We start from the raw sequence: 17,420 nt of genomic DNA on the forward strand, positions 1-17,420 counted from the left end.
GCAGGCCCCTCATGCGTCGGACACAGGCTAAGCTTCGGCTCCGCAAAGCCTTTCTAAACGGCGTTCGCGATCGTTCAGGCGGCCCGGGCGAGATCCGCGGCCTCGCGGCCCACCAGCGACGTCAGGCTCGTGACGCCCGCCCGGTCCATCCGCTCCAGCAGGCCCGCCTTGATGCGCCCGACGAGCCCTGGACCGTCGTAGACCAGGGCCGAGTAGAGCTGGACGAGGCTCGCCCCAGCCAGGATCTTGATCCAAGCCGCCTCGGCCGAATCGACGCCGCCGACGCCGATGAGCGGCACCGCATCCCCGATCCGCAGCCGGGCCTGCGCCAGCATCCGGGTCGCCGGCCCGAACAGCGGCCGGCCGGACAGGCCGCCGGTTTCCCGGGCGAGCCCCCGCTCGACGAGGCTTTCCGGCCGCGCCACCGTCGTGTTCGACACGACCAGCGCCTGGACGCCCCGGCGCCGGGCGGTGGTGCAGACGGCGTCGAGGGCGTCCAAGGTCATGTCGGGCGCGATCTTCAACAGGATCGCCGCCGAAGCCCCCGCGGCGTCGCGGGCCTCCACCGTCCGGGCGAGCAGCTCGTCGAGGAACGCCTCCCCCTGGAGGTCGCGCAGCCCCGGTGTGTTCGGTGAAGAGACGTTGACGGTGACGAAATCGACGAGCGGCGCAAGGGCAGCCGTGCAGGCGGCATAGTCGGCGAGGCGGTCGGTCGAATCCTTGTTGGCCCCGATATTGACGCCCACGATCCCGGGCCGGCCCGCCCGGGCCTGCAGCCGGGCGGCCACCACCGCCAGACCCTCGCTGTTCAGCCCGTAGCGGTTGATCACCGCCCGGTCGGCGCGCAGCCGGAAGACCCGCGGCTGCGGGTTGCCCGGCTGCGGCCGCGGCACCACGCCACCGACCTCCACGAATCCGAAACCGAGGCCGAGCAGCGCGTCCGGCACCCGCGCGCCCTTGTCGAAGCCGGCCGCGAGCCCGACCGGATTGGGGAACCGGCGGCCGAGGAGTTCGACGGCGAGGCGCGGGTCGTCCTTCGGAATCCGCACAGGCGGTATCAGCGCGAGGGCCCGCAGGGTCAGATCGTGCGCGCGCTCCGCATCGAGGCGGTGCAGCAGCGGCCGCACGAGCGGGAAGGCGTGCCCAATCATGCCGGGGGGAGCCCGGCGGGGAAAACGTGGCGACCATCCGCGTCCAGGGGCAGCGGCTCCGCAGATATCACCGCTTCGAGCGGCAGCGCGCCGTAGAGATGGGGGAACAGATCGCCCCCCCGCGAGGGCTCGAAGCGCAGCGCCGCACCGAGCGTGTCGGCCTCGACGGCGATCAGGAGCAGGTCGGCCTGCCCGGCGAAATGGCGGGCCGCCGTCTCGGCGACCTGCGCTGCCGTAGAGAAGTGGATGAAGCCGTCCTGGCGATCGATGGGCGCCCCCGTGAACCGGCCCGCCGCCTCGGCCTCCCGCCACAGGCCCCGTGGACAGATCTTGTAGACGAGCGGCATCGAAGCTCCCCGGAACCGACGCGTGGCTGGATAGAGGCGCCGCCCGCCCGCGGCAACTCGGGACCGCCCCGGGATTCGAGGAGCGATTGCATTCTGCGGGCCGTAGTTCTACTTTCCTACGATGAGGCCGAGCGTCATAGCGCAGCGTCCGAACCGGGATATGTGCGCACGACCGTACAACGTCTGGTATTTCCGCTCGTAACCGCGGGGTGTCGACCATACCCGGCGGCGCAACGTTCCAGCGCCCCCACGGCAGCCGATTCCGGGCTGGCGGGATGGGGGTTGCCGGCCTCGTCAGGGTGATCCATCGAGCCCGCTATGCTGTCGCACGAGCAGATCTGGAACGCCATCGACCGGCTCGCCGAGCGCCACGGCTATTCGGCCTCCGGCCTTGCCCGGCGCGCCGGGCTCGACGCGACGAGTTTCAACCGGTCCAAACGCGTCGGCGCCGACGGGCGCAAGCGCTGGCCGTCGACGGAATCGGTGTCGAAGGTGCTGGCCGCCACCGGATCGAGCCTGGACGAGTTCCTGCGCCTCATCGAGGCCCGCGAGATCCCGGCGCGCACCATGGTCCCGTTGATCGGCCTGACCCAGGCCGGCGCCGGCCGCCTGTTCACCGATGAGGGCATGCCGACCGGCGGCGCGGGTTGGGAGGAGATCGAGTTTCCCGATCTCGGTGAGGAGCGCGCCTTCGCCCTCGAGATCCAGGGCGATTCCATGCTGCCCCTCTTCCGGGACGGCGACGTGCTGATCGTCTCGCCCACGGCCAGCGTGCGCAAGGGCGACCGCGTCGTGGTCCGCCTGCATGGGGGCGAGGTGCTCGCCAAGGAGTTGAAGCGTCGCACGGCCCGGACCGTGGAGCTGGCCTCCCTCAACCCCGAGCACGAGGACAGGGTCCTGAACCTCGGCGAGGTCGCCTGGATCGCCCGGGTGATGTGGGTGAGGCAGTAGCCGAAACGGCCCGGGGCCCTGTCGCGAATTCGGTCACGGATTCGGTCACGGCTTGGCCGAAGCGCCGTTCGCCGCTATCGCTGGCCCGTCGCGGGCCTTCCGCATCCGCTGAGCGCGAACGCAGCATGGCGAAGCCCGAGACGGATCGAGATGCCGGGGCGCGCGTGCCGCTGACGCACGAGGCCCGCACGCTCTTCGACGCCCTGCCCACGCCGAGCCTTTTGCTCGACGCGCAAGGCCACATCCACCACGCCAATCCCGCCGCCGAACGGCTCACGGGCCACCCGGCGGAGGCGCTGGTCCGGCAGGGTCTCCACCTGATCCTGGCCGCCCGTGCGACCGCACCCGATCCGGCCCGCGACGGGGACCAGGTATTTCCGGCGGCACATGCCGACGGGACGAGCTTCTGGGCCTGCCTCACCACGGCGCCTCTGCCCGGTACGACCGAACGGATCGGCCAGCTCATCGACATCACGGCGCGCCGGGAGGCGGAGGGGGCGCTCGCCCTGTCCCGGCAGCGCGAGGCGCTGGGCCTGCTGACCAACAGCGTCGCGCACGAGTTCAACAACTTCCTCCAGATCCTGATCGGCTACATCGACGGCCTGAAGCGCCGGCTCGGCGACCGCCAGGAACCGTTCATCCAGCGGGCGATCTCCCGCTCGGCCGACGCGACCGAGCGGGCCGCCATCCTGACCCGGCAGCTGCTCGCCTATTCCCGCCGCATCGCGCCGGAGGTGCGCGCGGTCGATCTCGACGCCATCGTGGCGGATCTCGCGGACCGCATCGGGTCCGATCTACCCTCCGGGGTCCGCCTGACCGTGACGGCCACGCCCGGCCTGCCGCGGGCGATCAGCAACCCGACGCAGATCGAGTTCGCCGTCCGGCATCTCGTGGCCAATGCCTGCGAGGCGATGCCGTCCGGCGGCATGCTGACGCTGTCGACCTTCCGGACCGATCCCGGCGACCGCGCGATGCAGGCGCCGGGCGAGGGGAGCGTCGGCATCCTCGTGGGCGATACCGGGCAGGGCATGTCGCCCGAGATGCTCGCCCGGGCGCTGGCGCCGTTCCAGACCAGCCGCGAGGCAGGGCGCGGCGCCGGCCTCGCGATCGTCCACGGCCTGATGAAACGTCAGAACGGCACGATCACCCTCGACAGCCGAAGCGGGGAGGGGACCCAGGTCCGGCTGTCGTTCCCGGCGGCGCCGGAGCGCACGCTCCACTGAATCTGTGGGAAACGGCATCGCGTGGATCGCGGCCAGGACTAAAACGCGCGGTGGGCCGTTCCCATATTGTTGCTGGCGCTCCGCGCCGTTCAGTTCTCGTCCTCAGAGGCGTGTACATGTTGACCCAGATCTCGCGCCGCCGGCGCGTGGCCGCCCTCCTGGCACTGGCCGCGACGCTGACCGTCGCGGCGCCCGCCGCCGAAGCCCGTCCGGGCGGGGGCGGCTCCATGGGCTCCCGCGGCTCGCGCACCTTCACGGCCCCCTCCGCCACGCCGACGGCACCGGGCGGCGGCATGACGATGCAGCGCTCGCAGACGGCGCCGTCCCCCGGCATGGGCAATCCGGGCCTGCAGGCTCCGGGCGCGTCCGGCCGCCGGTTCGGGGGCGGGTTCTTCGCGGGCCTGCTCGGCGCCGGCCTGATCGGCGCCCTGCTGGGCGGCGGCTTCTTCGGCGGCCTCGGCGGCCTGACCTCGATGATCGGGCTGCTGTTCCAGATCGGGCTCGTCGTCTTCGTGGTGATGCTGGCCCTGCGCTTCTTCCGCCGCCGGAACGAGCCGGCCGGGGCCGGCGCGCCCTACACGCGCTCGTCCATGGACGGCGCTCAGGGTCCCTCCGGCCCGATGGGTGGTGCCGGGGCCGGGGGCGGCCTGTTCGGCGGCTCACGCCCCGTGCAGACGCGCCCGGTGCAGGTCAGCCCGGCCGACTATCAGGCGTTCGAGCGGCTGCTTGCCGATGTCCAGGATGCCTATACCCGCGAGGATCGGGTAACGCTCGGCAATCTGTCGACGCCGGAGATGGTGAGCTACTTCGATGAGGAGTTGCGCAACAACGCCGCCCGCGGCGTCGTGAACAAGATCTCCGACGTGAAGCTCCTGCAGGGCGACCTGGCAGAGGCCTGGGCCGAGGACCGCACGGAATACGCCACCGTGGCCATGCGCTACGCCCTCAAGGACGTGATGGTGGAGCGCGGCAGCGGCCGGATCGTGCAGACCGACGCGCCGGAGGTCACGGAACTGTGGACCTTCCAGCGGCAGCCCGGCCGTGGCTGGGTGCTGTCGGCGATCCAGCAGACCCGCTGACCGCAACCGCGCCCCGGGGGCACATGATTCACGCCGGCGCCGTCACAGCGGCGCCGGCGTTTCTGTGTGCGTCCCAGAGGTTGGCGAGATCGACGAAGCCTGCCACCGGAATCTCCTCGGCCCGCGCCGTCTCGGCCAGACCGGCGGCGTCCAGCAGGCGGCTGGCCTCCGGTGTCAGCGCCTTGAGGCTCTGGCGCAGCATCTTGCGACGCTGTCCGAAGGCCGCACGGGTCACCGCCTCAAGGGCCCCGGCCCGGCAGGGCAGGGGACACGCCCGCGGTACCAGCCGGACCACGCTCGACGTGACCTTGGGTGGCGGCACGAAGGCCGAGGGGCTCACGTCAAACAGGATCTCGGCCTCGGTGCGCCAGCCGCAGAGGACGCCGAGGCGGCCGTAATCGGCCCGCTCCTCCGGCCCGGCCACAATCCGCTCGGCCACCTCGCGCTGGAACATCAGCACCGCCTGATCCCACCAGGGCGGCCAGACTTCGCCGTCGAGCCAGCCGGTGAGCAACGCCGTCCCGACATTGTAGGGCAGGTTGGCGACGATCCGCGCCGGCCCGGACCCCACGAGGGGCCGCGGATCGAAGGCGAGGGCGTCGGCATCGACGACGTCGAGGCGGCCGGGATAGTGGGCGGCGATCTCGGCGAGCGCCGGCAGGGCGCGGGCATCGCGCTCGATCGCCACGACCCGGGCGGCCCCCTCGGCCAGCAGCGCCCGGGTCAGGCCGCCCGGGCCGGGGCCGACCTCCACCACCGTCACGCCGTCGAGGGGCCCCGCGGCGCGGGCGATCCGGCCGGTGAGATTGAGGTCGTACAGGAAGTTCTGGCCGAGCGCCTTGCGGGGCTCCAGCCCGTGCCGGGCGACGACATCACGGAGCGGCGGAAGACCGTCCCCGGCGCTCACAGCTCGTCCTCGGGTTCGAAGTGCCGGGCACCCGGGGACCGGGGCCGACCGGCATAGATGCTGAACGGGATGATTTCGGCGCCGTCGGACGCCTGCGCGCGACCGGTTGCGTTGGCGGCAAGCTGCGCGGCGAGGCGCAGGGCCGCCATCAGGCTGTCGGCCCGCGCGATGCCCTGGCCGGCGATGTCGAAGGCGGTGCCGTGGTCCGGCGAGGTTCGCACGAAGGGCAGCCCGAGGGTGACGTTGACGCCGTCGTCGAACGCGATGGTCTTGATCGGGATCAGGGCCTGATCGTGGGTCGGCGCCAGGGCGACGTCATAGGTCGCGCGGGCGCGGGCGTGGAACAGCGTGTCGGCGGGCAGGGGCCCGCGGATGTCGATGCCGGCGGCGCGCAGGCGGGCCACCGCGGGGGCGAGCACATCCCGGTCCTCATGGCCGATCGTGCCGGCCTCGCCCGCATGGGGATTCAGGCCGGCCAGGACGAGGCGCGGCTCGGGCAGGCCGAATCTTTGCCGCAGGTCCCGGGCGACGATGGTGGCGGTCTCCTCCACCAGTTCCTGTGTGAGGAGGCGGGGGACGTCCTTGAGGGGCACGTGGATCGTCACCGGCACCACGGCGAGGTCGGCGCTCCAGATCATCATCACCGGCCGCGGCGGCGTGAGGCCGGGGGGCACCGCGAGGGCGGCCAGGAACTCGGTGTGGCCCGGATGGGCGAACCCGGCCCGGGTCAGCACGAACTTGGCGATCGGATTCGTTACCACGGCGCTGGCACGCCCGGCCTTCACGAAGCCCACCGCAGCGGTGATCGACTCGATGGTGGCGCCGGCATTCACCGTATCCGGCACGCCGGGCTCGGCGGCGACGAGGGCGCCGCTCGGAAGCGGCACCACCGGCAAGGCGCGGGGAAACACCTCCGCGGCGGTCTCGGGATCGACTTCGGCCACGGGAACGAGGCGTCCGAGACGGTTGGCCAGGCGCTCGATGAAGGCCGGATCGCCCACCAGGAAGAAGGGCGGCAGCGGATCCGCGCCGCCGCGCCCGAGCCAGGCGCTGAGCGCCAGTTCCGGACCGATCCCGGCGGGGTCTCCGAGGGTGAGGGCAAGCGGCGGCATGGACGGTCTATAGCGCCGGCGCGGCGTAGGCGCACCCGCGCTGTGAAGTTCCCACTTCTCCATTTGAGGAGGCCGGATCCGCGCGGTTCTCCCTCCCCCCCTCTCCGGGGGAGGGAGGGCGCGTGCCAGCTCCGCGGTGCCATACCCGGCGACCCGACTATGATCCCAACCGCGATGGGTAAAGCCGCAAGCCGATCCGCGGAACGTCACCGCACCGAGGCGATGCCGTCCGCCGTGGTCGCCGTGCCGACGTTCTGGCGCAGATCCGCCTCGCCGAGCGTCTTCAGCTCGACCCGCAGCAGCACCGTCTGGTTGCGCTCGCGCACGCCCGTGGCGGTGGCGATCGGCGAGTTGATGTAGTTCAGCGAGACGGTGGTGCACTCGTCCTGATAACCGCCGCCGAAGCTCGCCCCCGAGAGGTAGAACCGTCCCGGATTCTGGTAGACCGGCACGGTCCCGACCGAGTTGGCCAAGTAGGAGGTCAGCGCGTCCTGATAGGTGTTGCGCACGTCGAGATAGTGCGTGAGGTCGACCAGCAGCGAGCCCGAGATGAACCAGTTCGGCGTGATGTTGTAGGTGGCGGTGGCGGTGATGCCCTCGCGGTAATGGCTGTAGCCCAGCAGCGGCTGCGCCTCGTAGTAGGAGTAGAAGGCCGACAGGGTCAGCGGCAGGAACGGCGCGAACCGTGCCGTCGCGCCGGTCTCGAACCGCGCCACGTGGAAGTCAGCCTGGTTGAAGCGGGCGCGGGTGATGAAGGTGATGTTCTGGTTGGGCGAGACCTGGAACCGCCCCACGAAATCCGACCGCTGGGTCTCCAGTCCGGAATCGAGGCCGACATCGGCGATGTCTCCGCGGCGGAACGAGTTGACGCCGGCGAGCTGGATCGACTCGCCGAACAGGACGTTCGCGTACCAGCCCGACGGCGTCACGACCGAGTACTGGCCGCCGAGATTGGTGCGCACGCCGCCCTCGACCCGGTCGTAGCCCGAGAACTTGTCCCACTCGAACAGCGACGTGTCATCGAAGACGAGGCTCTGCGCGTCCTCGTTGGGCAGGTGGCCGATCCGCGTCTCGGACGGGCGCGCGATGATCTGGCCGATCGGCTCCAGGGTATGGACGCCGAGCGCGCCAAAATTGGCGACGAACGGATACCGGTAGTCCAGGCCGATCGCGGGCATCACCCGGCCGGCCAATCCCTGATCGACGTGCGCGATCTGTGGGACGAGGTCGTTCTGGTAGCCCGAGAAGCTCGTGCTGTTGAAGAACGCGTCGGTGCGCAGATAGGCGAAGGGCGTGAACTTCTGACCCATGTCGTCGATGAAGCTGCGCCGCCAGGAGAGTTCCGCCGAGGCGCGGGTGTTGTTGCCGGCGAGCCCCTGGATCGCGCAGGTCCCGCGCTGGAACACCGTGCAGGTCTGATAGAGCGGGAAGCTCACGCCGTTCACGCTCGGCGAGAACAGGTAGCTCGCGGTGCGCGGCAGGCCCTGATACTGGGTCGTCTCGCGGTTCAGGCTGGTGATGTTGGCCTGGAAGCGCACCTCGCCACCGATCTCCGCGGGGCCGTTGATGCGCTTGTCGTAGTCGATGACCGGCGCGACGATCGGCTGCTGCTTCTGCCAGTCGAAGCTCGACAGTCCCTTGAAGTAGTAGCCCCGCGCCTCGAACCACGAGCGGTCGCCCTGGCCGATCAGGTAGCCGGTCGAGGTCGCCTCACGGAAATAATCCGTGGTGATGTTCTGGTTGCGGATCCGGTAATTGTCGAGGAACCACTTGTCGGTGACGCCGACGACGTCCCAGCCGGTGCGCCAGCGCTCATTGATGTAGAACCGGCCCTGCGATTCAACCGAGCCGCGGAAGTCGCGCTCGCCGGCCCCGAGGGGGCTCGGCAGGAAGGCCGAGGGCGTGGTCTGCGAGATGCCTGACAGGCGCAGGTTGTAGAAGCCGTTGTCGATCCGCTGGCGGAACTCGCCCTGCGCCAGCACACCCTGGCGGCTGAGCACGGTCGGCGTCAGAGTCAGGTCGTAGTTGGGTGCGAGATCCACGAAGTAGGGGAGCGACACCCCGCTGCCCAGGGCCGTCGTCGAGATGAAGCGCGGCGTCAGGAAGCCGGTCTTGCGCTTCACTGTGGGATCGGGCGCCTCGAAATACGGCAGATAGGCAACCGGGATCCCGGCGATTTCAAGGGTCGAATCGTCGAAGTAGACCGTGTGGGTCTCGTTGTCGTGAATGATCTTCTGCGCCTTGATCTGCCAGAGCGGCGGCGTCTCGGGGTGGTCCTTACAGGGCTCGCAGGCGGTGTAGCTGCCGGACTCGAAGCTGGTCTGCTCGCCGTTCAGGCGCTCCGCCCGGGGGGCGGAGAAGCGGGTGCGCACCGTCTCGAACTTGCGCTGCACCGTCTGCTGGCCGCGGAAGGCGTCGACGAAGCCGGTCTTGAAGTCGTCGGTGAGTTCCATGCGCGCGCCGGTCACGACGCCGCCATCGGCTTCGGTGAGGCGGACGTTGCCCTCGGCGAAGACGCGGCCGGTGTTGCGGTCGTAGCGCACCCGGTCGGCCTGAAGCGTCCGCGGGCCGTAATGCAGCTCGGCGTTGCCCCGGGCGGTCACGGTGCTGTGGTCGTTGTCGTAGATCAGCTCGTCGGCCTCGACGAGGAGCTTCTCGCCCGGCTTGCCGGTCCTGAGTTCGGGCAAACCCTGGGCATGCGCCGACAGGCCTCCCGCCAGCGGCGCGGCGAGCGCCAGCATCGCCAGGAGACCTACCTTCCGCAGGATGTCGGTGACCTTACGCAACGCGCGTCCCAACCCCTGTGACGTCTGCCGCCACCAACCTCACCACCGGTCTCCCTGCCCGCGACGGATCGCGGGTGTCAGCCGTCTTCCTGGTACAGAAGCGTGAGCGTACCGAGAAGACTGCCTACCACGGCGGGGAACCACGCCGCCACCGGTGCGGCCACGAGTCCGGACGCGCCGAGCCCCTCCATGACCTGTCGGATCACGTAGAGGGCGAAGCCGGCCGCGACGCCACCGAGGACGAGTTTGCCAACACCACCAAAGCGGAAGAACCGTAAGGAAACGGTTGCCGCGACGATGACCATGGCCACGAACAAGACCGGTCTTGCCCACAGGACATCGTACTGGAGACGGTATCGCGTGGCGTCCAAACCGGCCCGTTCGGTCCGTGCGATGGTTGTGGGAAGTTGCCAGAAAGGCACAGATTCCGGGGGGGTGAAGCGCTGCCGCACCTGTCCGGGGTCGAGATTCGAGGCGATCAGGTAGGTGTCGAACGACTCGGGCGGTGCGTCCGGCGTCAGAACCCGCACATCCGAGAGCTCCCAGTAGCCGTCGTGGAGCGCGGCCCGGGCGGCCACGAGCTGGTCGACGAACTTGCCGGCATCGTCGAAGGCGAAGACCGACACACCGGAGAGGGTCGTGGTGCCCTCGATGGCGGTCTCGGCGCGCAGGATCGCCTCGCCGTCGATGCCCTTCTGGCGGATCCAGAGGTCCTTGCCCGAACTCGCCTTGGTCGCCTTCGCGAAGATCCGGGCCTCGATCTCGGTGGAGCGCTGCTTCAGCAGCGCCGAGACGGGGTTGTAGATCCCGACCGCGGCGGCCCCAAGGGCCAGAGCCACGAAGATCCCGGGCTGGAGGAACTGCCACGCGGAGATCCCGGCGGCCCGGGCGACGACCAGTTCCAGCTTGCGCGAGAGCTGGAGCAGCGCCGCCATGGATCCGAACAGGACCGCGAAGGGCAGCACGCCCTCCGCCACCGCGGGGGTGCGGTACAGGGACAGCTGGGCCATCAGGCCCGTGGAGGCACCCTCGGCCTCGCCGGCGCGGCGCAGCAGCTCCACGAAGTCCAGCGTGTAGACCAGCGCGAAGACGGTGACGAAGACACCCAGCACCGTGCGGGCGAAGCGGGCGGCGAAGTACCGCCCCAGGGTCGGACCGATCAGCATCACGGGATCAGGCCGCCGGGGCGAGGCGGCGGCCCGACCCGGGGCCGCGCAGTCCCCGCGCCAGGGCGGCGTTGAAGGCCTGCACCCGAGGCCGGCAATAGATCAGCAGGCAGGACAGCCCGATCGCGAGCAGCGGCACGCCGTAGATCGCCGCCACCGCGGCCTGGCTGCGCGCGGCCGCGCTGACCGCGGCGAAGCCGGCGATCCGCAGGCCGACCACGGCGAGGATCGCGCCCGCGATGGCGAGACCGCGCCCCTGGCGGGTGGTCCTCGGATCTCCGAGCGCCGCGAAGGCGATGAAGGCGAGGGCAAGGGGATAGAGGCAGGCGGACAGCCGATCGTGCAGTTCGGCCCGGAAGCGGCCCTTCTGCAGCTTGTAGTAGCCCTCGCTCTGATCGGGGAACAGGAGCTGCGTGGTCGAGCGCTCGCGCGGCTTGTAGATCGTGTCGGAATCCGGGGGCGCGAAGGCGGCGAGGTCGATCGTGTAGCGTTCGAAGGTCAGGATCGAGGAGTCGCGCGAGTCCTTCTGCTGCTGGTGGACGCTGCCGTTCTCCAGGATGAGGTAGCTCTGCCCGTCGATATCCACGGCGTTGCCGCGATCGGCGAGATAGACCTTGGTCTTGCCGGCTTCCCGGCGGTCCTGAATGAACAAGCCCTTCAGCGTGCCACCGGGTCCGCGCTCGCGGAAGTGGAAGGTGATGCCGTTGTCGAGCTGGGTGAACTGCCCCTCCTTGACCACGTTGGCGATGAAGTCGCCGCGGACTCGGGTGATCACGTCGCGCAGCTCCTGGAAGCTCGCCGGCATGACGACCACCACCAGGAACCCCACCAGGAAGCTGACGATCACCGCCAGCCTCCGGAACGGGCGCAGGAGCGCGCCCGGCGGCATGCCGGCCGCCGCCATCACGATCAGCTCGGAATCGCCATTCAGCTTGTTGAGGGCGTAGACACTGCCGATGAACAGCGCGACCGGGGCGATCACCACGATCAGCGTCGGCAGCGACAATCCCGTGACGAACAGGAAGACCAGCAGCGTCTGGCCCTTCGCGGTCACGAGATCGAGTTCGCGCAGGGCCTGCGTCAGCCAGATCGTCCCGGTCAGGCCGACCAGGCAGGCCAGGGTGGCGCCCAGGGCGATCCGAAAGATGTAGCGCTCGATCTGCCTCATCGGCCCGGCAGTCCCGCCCCAGCATCGTCCCGCATGGCAGCCCCGGCGTCCAGCGAAAGACGATGCGTATCGAAAGAACGCGCCCGGCGCACCGAATTCGTCATCCGGCCCGTCGCTCCAATCCCTACGCGCCCCCGGTGCGGCAGGGACCCGACAAAAGGGGCGATTCGAGGGCTCTCAAGCCGCGTTGCGTTCTCCGTCTCAGCGGCTACACAGGGCGGATGGCCCGCGCGGCGGCGTGCGGGCGGTATGGACGGCTCCGGACAATCGGGCAGGGCGGACGGGTATGGCGGACGGTATCGAGATCGGTTTCGGTCCCCTCGAACGGGGCGGCCAGGGCCCGGGAGGATCCGGCGATCTCGTCGTTTTCGTCGGCGACGACCTCGCCCTCGGGACCGGAGCCCGGGAGGTGCTGGGCGCCGCCGGGGCGGATCTCGTCGCCCGCGCGGCCACGTCCGAGAAGTTCAAGGGCCGTTCCCTCAGCGCCATGGTCCTGGCCGCACCCTCGGGCATCGAGGCGGACCGTCTCGTGGTGGTGGGCCTCGGCTCCGACAAGGACCGGGCCAAGACCGACTGGCCGGTGCTCGGCGGCTTCACCGCCGGCAAGGTCTCGGGCCGCACGGCCCGCGTGGTGCTCGACTGGCCGGGCGCGACCGTGACCGCCCATCAGGCCGGCGAGTTCGCCCTGGGCGCGCGGCTGCGCGTCTATACGTTCGATCGCTACAAGACCAAGAAGAAGCCCGACGCCGAGGACAAGGCCGGAACGGCATTGACCCTGTTGCTGGCGGATCACGGCGCGGCTACCCGCGAAGGAGAGGGGGCCAAGTCTCTCGCCGAAAGCGTCGTCCTGGCCCGCGACCTCGTGAACGAGCCGCCGAACGTGCTCTTCCCGGAGGAATTCGCCCGGCGCGCCTCCGAACTCACCAAGCTCGGCGTCGAGATCGAGGTGCTGGAGCCGGCCCGGATGCAGGAGCTCGGCATGGGCGCGCTGCTGGCTGTGGCGCAGGGCTCGGTCCGGGAGCCGCGGATCGTGATCATGCGCTGGAACGGCGGGCCGGCCGGCGAGGCGCCGGTGGCCTTCATCGGCAAGGGCGTGATCTTTGATTCCGGCGGCGTCTCGATCAAGCCCGGCGGCGGCATGGAGGACATGAAGGGCGACATGGGCGGGGCGGCCGCGGTGGTCGGCGCCCTGCACGCGCTGGCCGCCCGCAAGGCGCGCTGCAACGTGATCGGCGCCATCGGCATCGTGGAGAACATGCCGGATGGCGGTTCGTATCGGCCGTCCGATATCCTGACCTCGATGTCCGGCCAGACCATCGAGGTGATCAACACCGATGCCGAGGGTCGGCTCGTGCTGGCCGACGTGATCACCCATGTTGTCCGCAGCTACAAGCCGAAGGCGATGGTGGATCTCGCCACGCTCACCGGGGCGATCATCGTGGCTCTGGGCCAGGACATCGCCGGGATGTTCTCGAACGACGACGCGCTGGCGGGCAACATCCACGCCGTGGGCGAAGCGACGGGTGAGAAGGTCTGGCGGATGCCGCTGATCCCGGCCTACGACAAGGCGATCGATTCGAAGTTCGCCGACATGAAGAACACCGGCGGGCGCCATGGCGGCGCGGCCACCGCGGCCTCGTTCATCAAGCGCTACGTCGAGGACGTGCCGTGGGCGCATCTCGACATCGCCGGCGTGGCGATGTCGTCGAATGCCAGCGAGATCAACCGCAGCTGGGGCGCAGGCTGGGGCGTGCGCCTCCTCGACCGGCTGGTCCGGGACCATTACGAGGCCCGGTAGGATCGGCCCGGCCATCCCGGCCCTGCCCGATCGGATCGCGTGCCCGGCATGAAGCCCGCCCCCCCGAGAACCGTGCCCGATCCGGGTCGGGGTGGTGCGCGCCCGGGGGGCGCGCTGCTCGCGGCGTCCGCTCCGATCCTGGCGATGCTGGCCGCGCTGGTGCTGGTGGCGGTCACCGGCTTCAGCCAGCGCTCGGCGATGCCGGAGACTGTCGAGCCCTGGGTCTTCGGATTCTTCGCCGGGCGTTACCCGCTCTTCGCCTTCGCACTGGTCTACGGGCTCGCGCATCTGGCCCGCGTGGCGGCGGAACCGGGTCCGGCCTCCGGCGCGCGCCGCATCGTGTTCGGTGTCGCCGGCGCGGTGATCCTGGCCCTGGCGGGGCTGTATCCGACCTTCGGCGGGGTGATCCTGCGGGCGGGCTTCGCCACCGGTGGGATGGCCTACCTGACACATCAGCCCCTGTGGCTCGCCTACGGGCTCGGGGCCGGGGTGGCGGCGGCCCTGTTCGGCGGCGTCGCGGGCGTGGCCGCATTCACGGCGAATCGCCCGCTGCGGCCGCGGCTGAGGCGGCTGGGCGCCGGGGCGCTCGCCTTCCTGACCCTCTGGTTCGGTGCCATCGTGCTGGGTCTCTCCGGCCCTCTGGGGCTCGGCCCCTGGCCGCGCCGGGCCCTCCGGCCCGAGGAGACCGGCCTCGCCGCATTGCTGCTGGTCGCCGCCGCGCTGCCGCACGCCCTGCTGACGACAGCGCGCCGACTTCGTCCAGCCGCCTGAGCGCCGCGCCTTGCGGGGCGCCCGTCGTTCCCGCAGAGTCGGCGCGTTCTGCGTTGAGGGACTCGGCCGTCGAGAGTCGGGCCCGAGGGAGGCTTCGCGATGGATGAGGCGAACGTGATCGCGCACGGCGCTCAAGCGGCCACGTCGCGGTCGACGACGGGCGCGTCGATCGAGGCGGGCTCACCGGACCGTCCCTGGCTCGATGCGTATCCCCGCAGGGTCCCGGCGGAGATCGATCCGGCGCGGCTCGGGACCCTGGTCGACCTGTTCGAGACCAGCGTGACCGCCTTCGCCGACCGGCCGGCGATGCTGTGCTTCGGCTCGACCCTGACCTACGCGACCCTGGGCCGGCAGGCCCGCGACCTTGCGGCTTGGCTCCGGGCCGAGGGGCTGTCGAAGGGTGACCGCGTCGCCATCATGCTGCCGAACGTGCCCGCCTACGCGGTGGCGATCTTCGGCGTGCTGCTCGCGGGCGGCACGGTCGTGAACACCAATCCACTCTACACCCCCCGGGAGCTCACGCAGCAGATCGCGGATTCCGGGGCGCGGATCCTGCTCGTGCTGGAGAATTTCGGCGCCACGGTCGCCGCCACCCTGTCGGACCTCGCCCTCGACCGGGTCGTCCTCGTCGGGCCCGGCGACGGCCTCGGCCTGAAGGGCCGCGTCGTCAATCTCGCCAGCCGGCACGTGCGCAAGGCGGTGCCGCCGTTCCGGCTGCCGGAGGGTCTCGCGGTCCCTTTCGCCACCGTTCTGCGGCGCGCGCGGGGACTGCCCCGGGCCGCGGCCTCGGTCGGTTCGGAGGATCTCGCCTTCCTGCAATATACCGGCGGCACGACCGGCATCGCGAAGGCGGCGATGCTGAGTCACCGCAACATCATGGCGAATGTCGAGCAGTCGCAGCTCTGGTTCGACTCGAAGGATCCGAGCGTCCCGCGCTGCTGCGTCACGGCGCTGCCGCTCTACCACATCTTCGCGCTCACCGCGTGCTTCTTCCAATTCATGCGCAGCGGCGGATCGTGCCTGCTCATCCCCAACCCGCGGGATTGCGACGGCATGGTCAAGACGCTGAGCCAAACGCGCTTCACCCACCTCATGGGCGTGAACACGCTGTTCAACGTGCTGATCAACCACCCGAAAATCGGGACGGTGGACTTCTCGAAGCTCGATTTCGTGGTCGGCGGCGGCACCGCGGTCCAGCGGGCGGTGGCCGAGCGCTGGAAGGCGCTGACCGGCAACACGATCATCGAGGGCTACGGCCTGTCGGAGACCTCCCCGGTCGTCTGCGTGAATCCGCGTGGGATGCGCGACTTCTCCGGCACCATCGGTTTCCCGCTGCCGTCGACCGAGGTCTCGATCCGCGACGCGGCCGGCCGGGCGGTCCCGCCCGGGCAGCCGGGGGAGATCTGCGTGCGCGGTCCGCAGGTGATGCGCGGCTACTGGAACCGCCCGGAGGAGACCGCGCGCGCCCTGACGGCGGACGGCTTCTTCCGCACCGGCGACGTCGCCGTGATGCTCCCGGACGGCCAGTTCAAGATCGTCGATCGGATGAAGGACATGATCCTCGTCTCCGGGTTCAACGTCTACCCGAACGAGGTGGAGGAGGTGCTCGCCGCCCATCCCAACGTGCTCGAATGCGCCGTCGTCGGGGCGCCGAGCGAGGAGACCGGCGAGATGGTCGTCGCCCACGTCGTCCTGAAGGATCCAACCGTCGCGCTCGAGGCCCTGCGTGCCTACGCGCGCACGCAGCTCACCGGCTACAAGGTGCCCCGCCGGGTCGTGCTCCACGACACGCTGCCCAAGACCAATGTCGGGAAGGTGCTGCGCCGGGTGCTGCGCGACGGGACCCCGGAGGCCTGACCGGCCCGCGACCGCCGGACGCGGCCCGACGCAGGTAACTGCCCAACCCCGCTCGCCGAAAGGTGAGACTGCGGCGCTTGCGTCCCTGTCGGCCCGGGCCGATCTGTGGGCTGTTCGCGCCGAGGATGCGAGGAGGCGACCATGCTGATCAAGACCAGGCGCGGATGGGAGATCCCCGAGCACCTCGCCACGCCCGAATCCTTGTTCCTGAACCGCCGCACGCTGATCGGCGGCGCGGCCGCCCTGGCCGCCGGTTCGCTGCTCGGCAGCCGCGCAGCATGGGCGGCGGGGGGCGATCAGCCGCTCTACCCGGCTCAGCAGAACCCGGCCTACACCCTCGATCGACCGGTCACGCCCGAACGATTCAGCGCCGATTACAACAATTTCTACGAGTTCGGCACATCCAAGACCGTGCTCCCGGCCGCGAATGCGCTCAAGACCCAGCCCTGGACCCTGAAGATCGACGGTCTCGTCGAGAAGCCGTTCGAGATCGGCGTCGACGACCTGATCCGGAAGGTCGGCCTGGAGGAACGGCTCTATCGCCACCGCTGTGTCGAGGCGTGGTCGATGGCGGTGCCCTGGACCGGCTTCCCGCTCGCGAAGCTGGTGGCCCTCGCCAAGCCGAGTTCGGGGGCGAAGTACATCCGGTTCGAGACCTTCATGGACAAGGCCATGGCCCCGGGCCAGCGGGCGTTCTTCTACCCCTGGCCGTACACCGAGGGACTGACCCTGGCGGAGGCCGGCAACGATCTCGCCTTCGTGGTGACCGGCATCTACGGCAAGCCGCTGCCGAACCAGTTCGGCGCTCCGATCCGGGTCGCCGTGCCGTGGAAATACGGCTTCAAATCCGCGAAGTCGCTGGTGAAGATCTCGTTCACCGCCGACCGGCCCAAGACCTTCTGGGAGGGCCTGCAGGCCTCGGAGTACGGATTCTGGGCCAACGTGAACCCGGCGGTGCCGCATCCCCGCTGGAGCCAGGCGAGCGAGCGGGTGCTCGGGACCGACCAGCGCGTGCCGACCCTGATCTACAACGGCTACGGCGATCAGGTCGCGGGGCTGTACAAGGGCCTGGAGGGCGAGCGGCTGTTCGTCTGAGCCGCCCCC

At 70.3% G+C, this 17,420-nt stretch carries 14 protein-coding genes; 7 read left to right on the forward strand and 7 right to left on the reverse strand.

The genetic code is table 11. The features are described from left to right. Positions 1-74: 74 nt before the first annotated feature. Both MKK69_RS27995 and MKK69_RS28000 read right to left on the reverse strand, forming a co-directional pair. The gene (locus MKK69_RS27995; protein WP_243973435.1) at positions 75-1,151 is read right to left on the reverse strand and encodes a quinone-dependent dihydroorotate dehydrogenase; all 1,077 of its coding nucleotides are present in this window, start codon (positions 1,149-1,151) and stop codon (positions 75-77) included. Beyond that, positions 1,148-1,498, reverse strand: a complete 351-nt coding sequence (locus MKK69_RS28000) for a DUF952 domain-containing protein (protein WP_243973436.1) — start codon at positions 1,496-1,498, stop codon at positions 1,148-1,150. The genes MKK69_RS27995 and MKK69_RS28000 overlap by 4 nt, the downstream gene beginning before the upstream one ends. Positions 1,499-1,816: 318 nt before the next feature. Between MKK69_RS28000 and MKK69_RS28005 the strand changes: the two genes are divergently transcribed. The 3 genes from MKK69_RS28005 (at position 1,817) to MKK69_RS28015 (ending at position 4,751) form a co-directional block, all read left to right on the forward strand. Further along, positions 1,817-2,449: a helix-turn-helix transcriptional regulator gene (locus tag MKK69_RS28005; protein ID WP_243973437.1), complete on the forward strand. Its 633-nt coding sequence runs from the start codon at positions 1,817-1,819 to the stop codon at positions 2,447-2,449. Positions 2,450-2,574: 125 nt separating this feature from the next. Beyond that, entirely contained in the window at positions 2,575-3,672 is a 1,098-nt protein-coding gene (locus MKK69_RS28010) for a two-component system sensor histidine kinase NtrB (RefSeq protein WP_243973438.1), read from the forward strand. Positions 3,673-3,788: 116 nt separating this feature from the next. Continuing rightward, entirely contained in the window at positions 3,789-4,751 is a 963-nt protein-coding gene (locus MKK69_RS28015; RefSeq protein WP_243973439.1) for a TIM44-like domain-containing protein, read from the forward strand. Positions 4,752-4,779: 28 nt separating this feature from the next. Here the strand turns inward: MKK69_RS28015 and rsmA are convergent, their stop codons facing one another. The 5 genes from rsmA to lptF all read right to left on the reverse strand — a co-directional run bounded on the left by rsmA (position 4,780) and on the right by lptF (position 11,890). After that, positions 4,780-5,658, reverse strand: a complete 879-nt coding sequence (gene rsmA, locus MKK69_RS28020; protein ID WP_243973440.1) for a 16S rRNA (adenine(1518)-N(6)/adenine(1519)-N(6))-dimethyltransferase RsmA — start codon at positions 5,656-5,658, stop codon at positions 4,780-4,782. Beyond that, the gene (gene pdxA / locus MKK69_RS28025; RefSeq protein ID WP_243973441.1) at positions 5,655-6,770 is read right to left on the reverse strand and encodes a 4-hydroxythreonine-4-phosphate dehydrogenase PdxA; all 1,116 of its coding nucleotides are present in this window, start codon (positions 6,768-6,770) and stop codon (positions 5,655-5,657) included. Before pdxA ends, rsmA begins: the two co-directional genes overlap by 4 nt. Before the next feature lie 206 nt (positions 6,771-6,976). Continuing rightward, entirely contained in the window at positions 6,977-9,556 is a 2,580-nt protein-coding gene (locus MKK69_RS28030) for an LPS-assembly protein LptD (RefSeq protein WP_243973442.1), read from the reverse strand. A gap of 77 nt (positions 9,557-9,633) precedes the next feature. Beyond that, entirely contained in the window at positions 9,634-10,722 is a 1,089-nt protein-coding gene (gene lptG / locus MKK69_RS28035) for an LPS export ABC transporter permease LptG (protein WP_243973443.1), read from the reverse strand. A gap of 7 nt (positions 10,723-10,729) precedes the next feature. After that, on the reverse strand, positions 10,730-11,890 hold the full coding sequence (lptF, locus tag MKK69_RS28040) for an LPS export ABC transporter permease LptF (RefSeq protein ID WP_243973444.1): 1,161 nt from the start codon (positions 11,888-11,890) through the stop codon (positions 10,730-10,732). A 286-nt stretch (positions 11,891-12,176) separates the two neighbouring features. Between lptF and MKK69_RS28045 the strand changes: the two genes are divergently transcribed. From MKK69_RS28045 to msrP, 4 genes are all read left to right on the forward strand, one after another. Next, positions 12,177-13,688, forward strand: a complete 1,512-nt coding sequence (locus MKK69_RS28045) for a leucyl aminopeptidase (protein WP_243973445.1) — start codon at positions 12,177-12,179, stop codon at positions 13,686-13,688. Positions 13,689-13,736: 48 nt separating this feature from the next. Then, positions 13,737-14,459 (forward strand): hypothetical protein, encoded by a 723-nt coding sequence (locus MKK69_RS28050; protein WP_243973446.1) that lies wholly within the window; start codon positions 13,737-13,739, stop codon positions 14,457-14,459. Positions 14,460-14,558: 99 nt separating this feature from the next. Then, the gene (locus MKK69_RS28055) at positions 14,559-16,316 is read left to right on the forward strand and encodes an AMP-binding protein (protein ID WP_243973447.1); all 1,758 of its coding nucleotides are present in this window, start codon (positions 14,559-14,561) and stop codon (positions 16,314-16,316) included. Positions 16,317-16,457: 141 nt separating this feature from the next. Next, positions 16,458-17,411, forward strand: a complete 954-nt coding sequence (gene msrP, locus MKK69_RS28060; protein ID WP_243973448.1) for a protein-methionine-sulfoxide reductase catalytic subunit MsrP — start codon at positions 16,458-16,460, stop codon at positions 17,409-17,411. The last annotated feature ends 9 nt before the right edge of the window (positions 17,412-17,420 follow it).

The organism is Methylobacterium sp. J-026 (assembly GCF_022829585.1).
Taxonomy (GTDB): Bacteria; Pseudomonadota; Alphaproteobacteria; order Rhizobiales; family Beijerinckiaceae; genus Methylobacterium.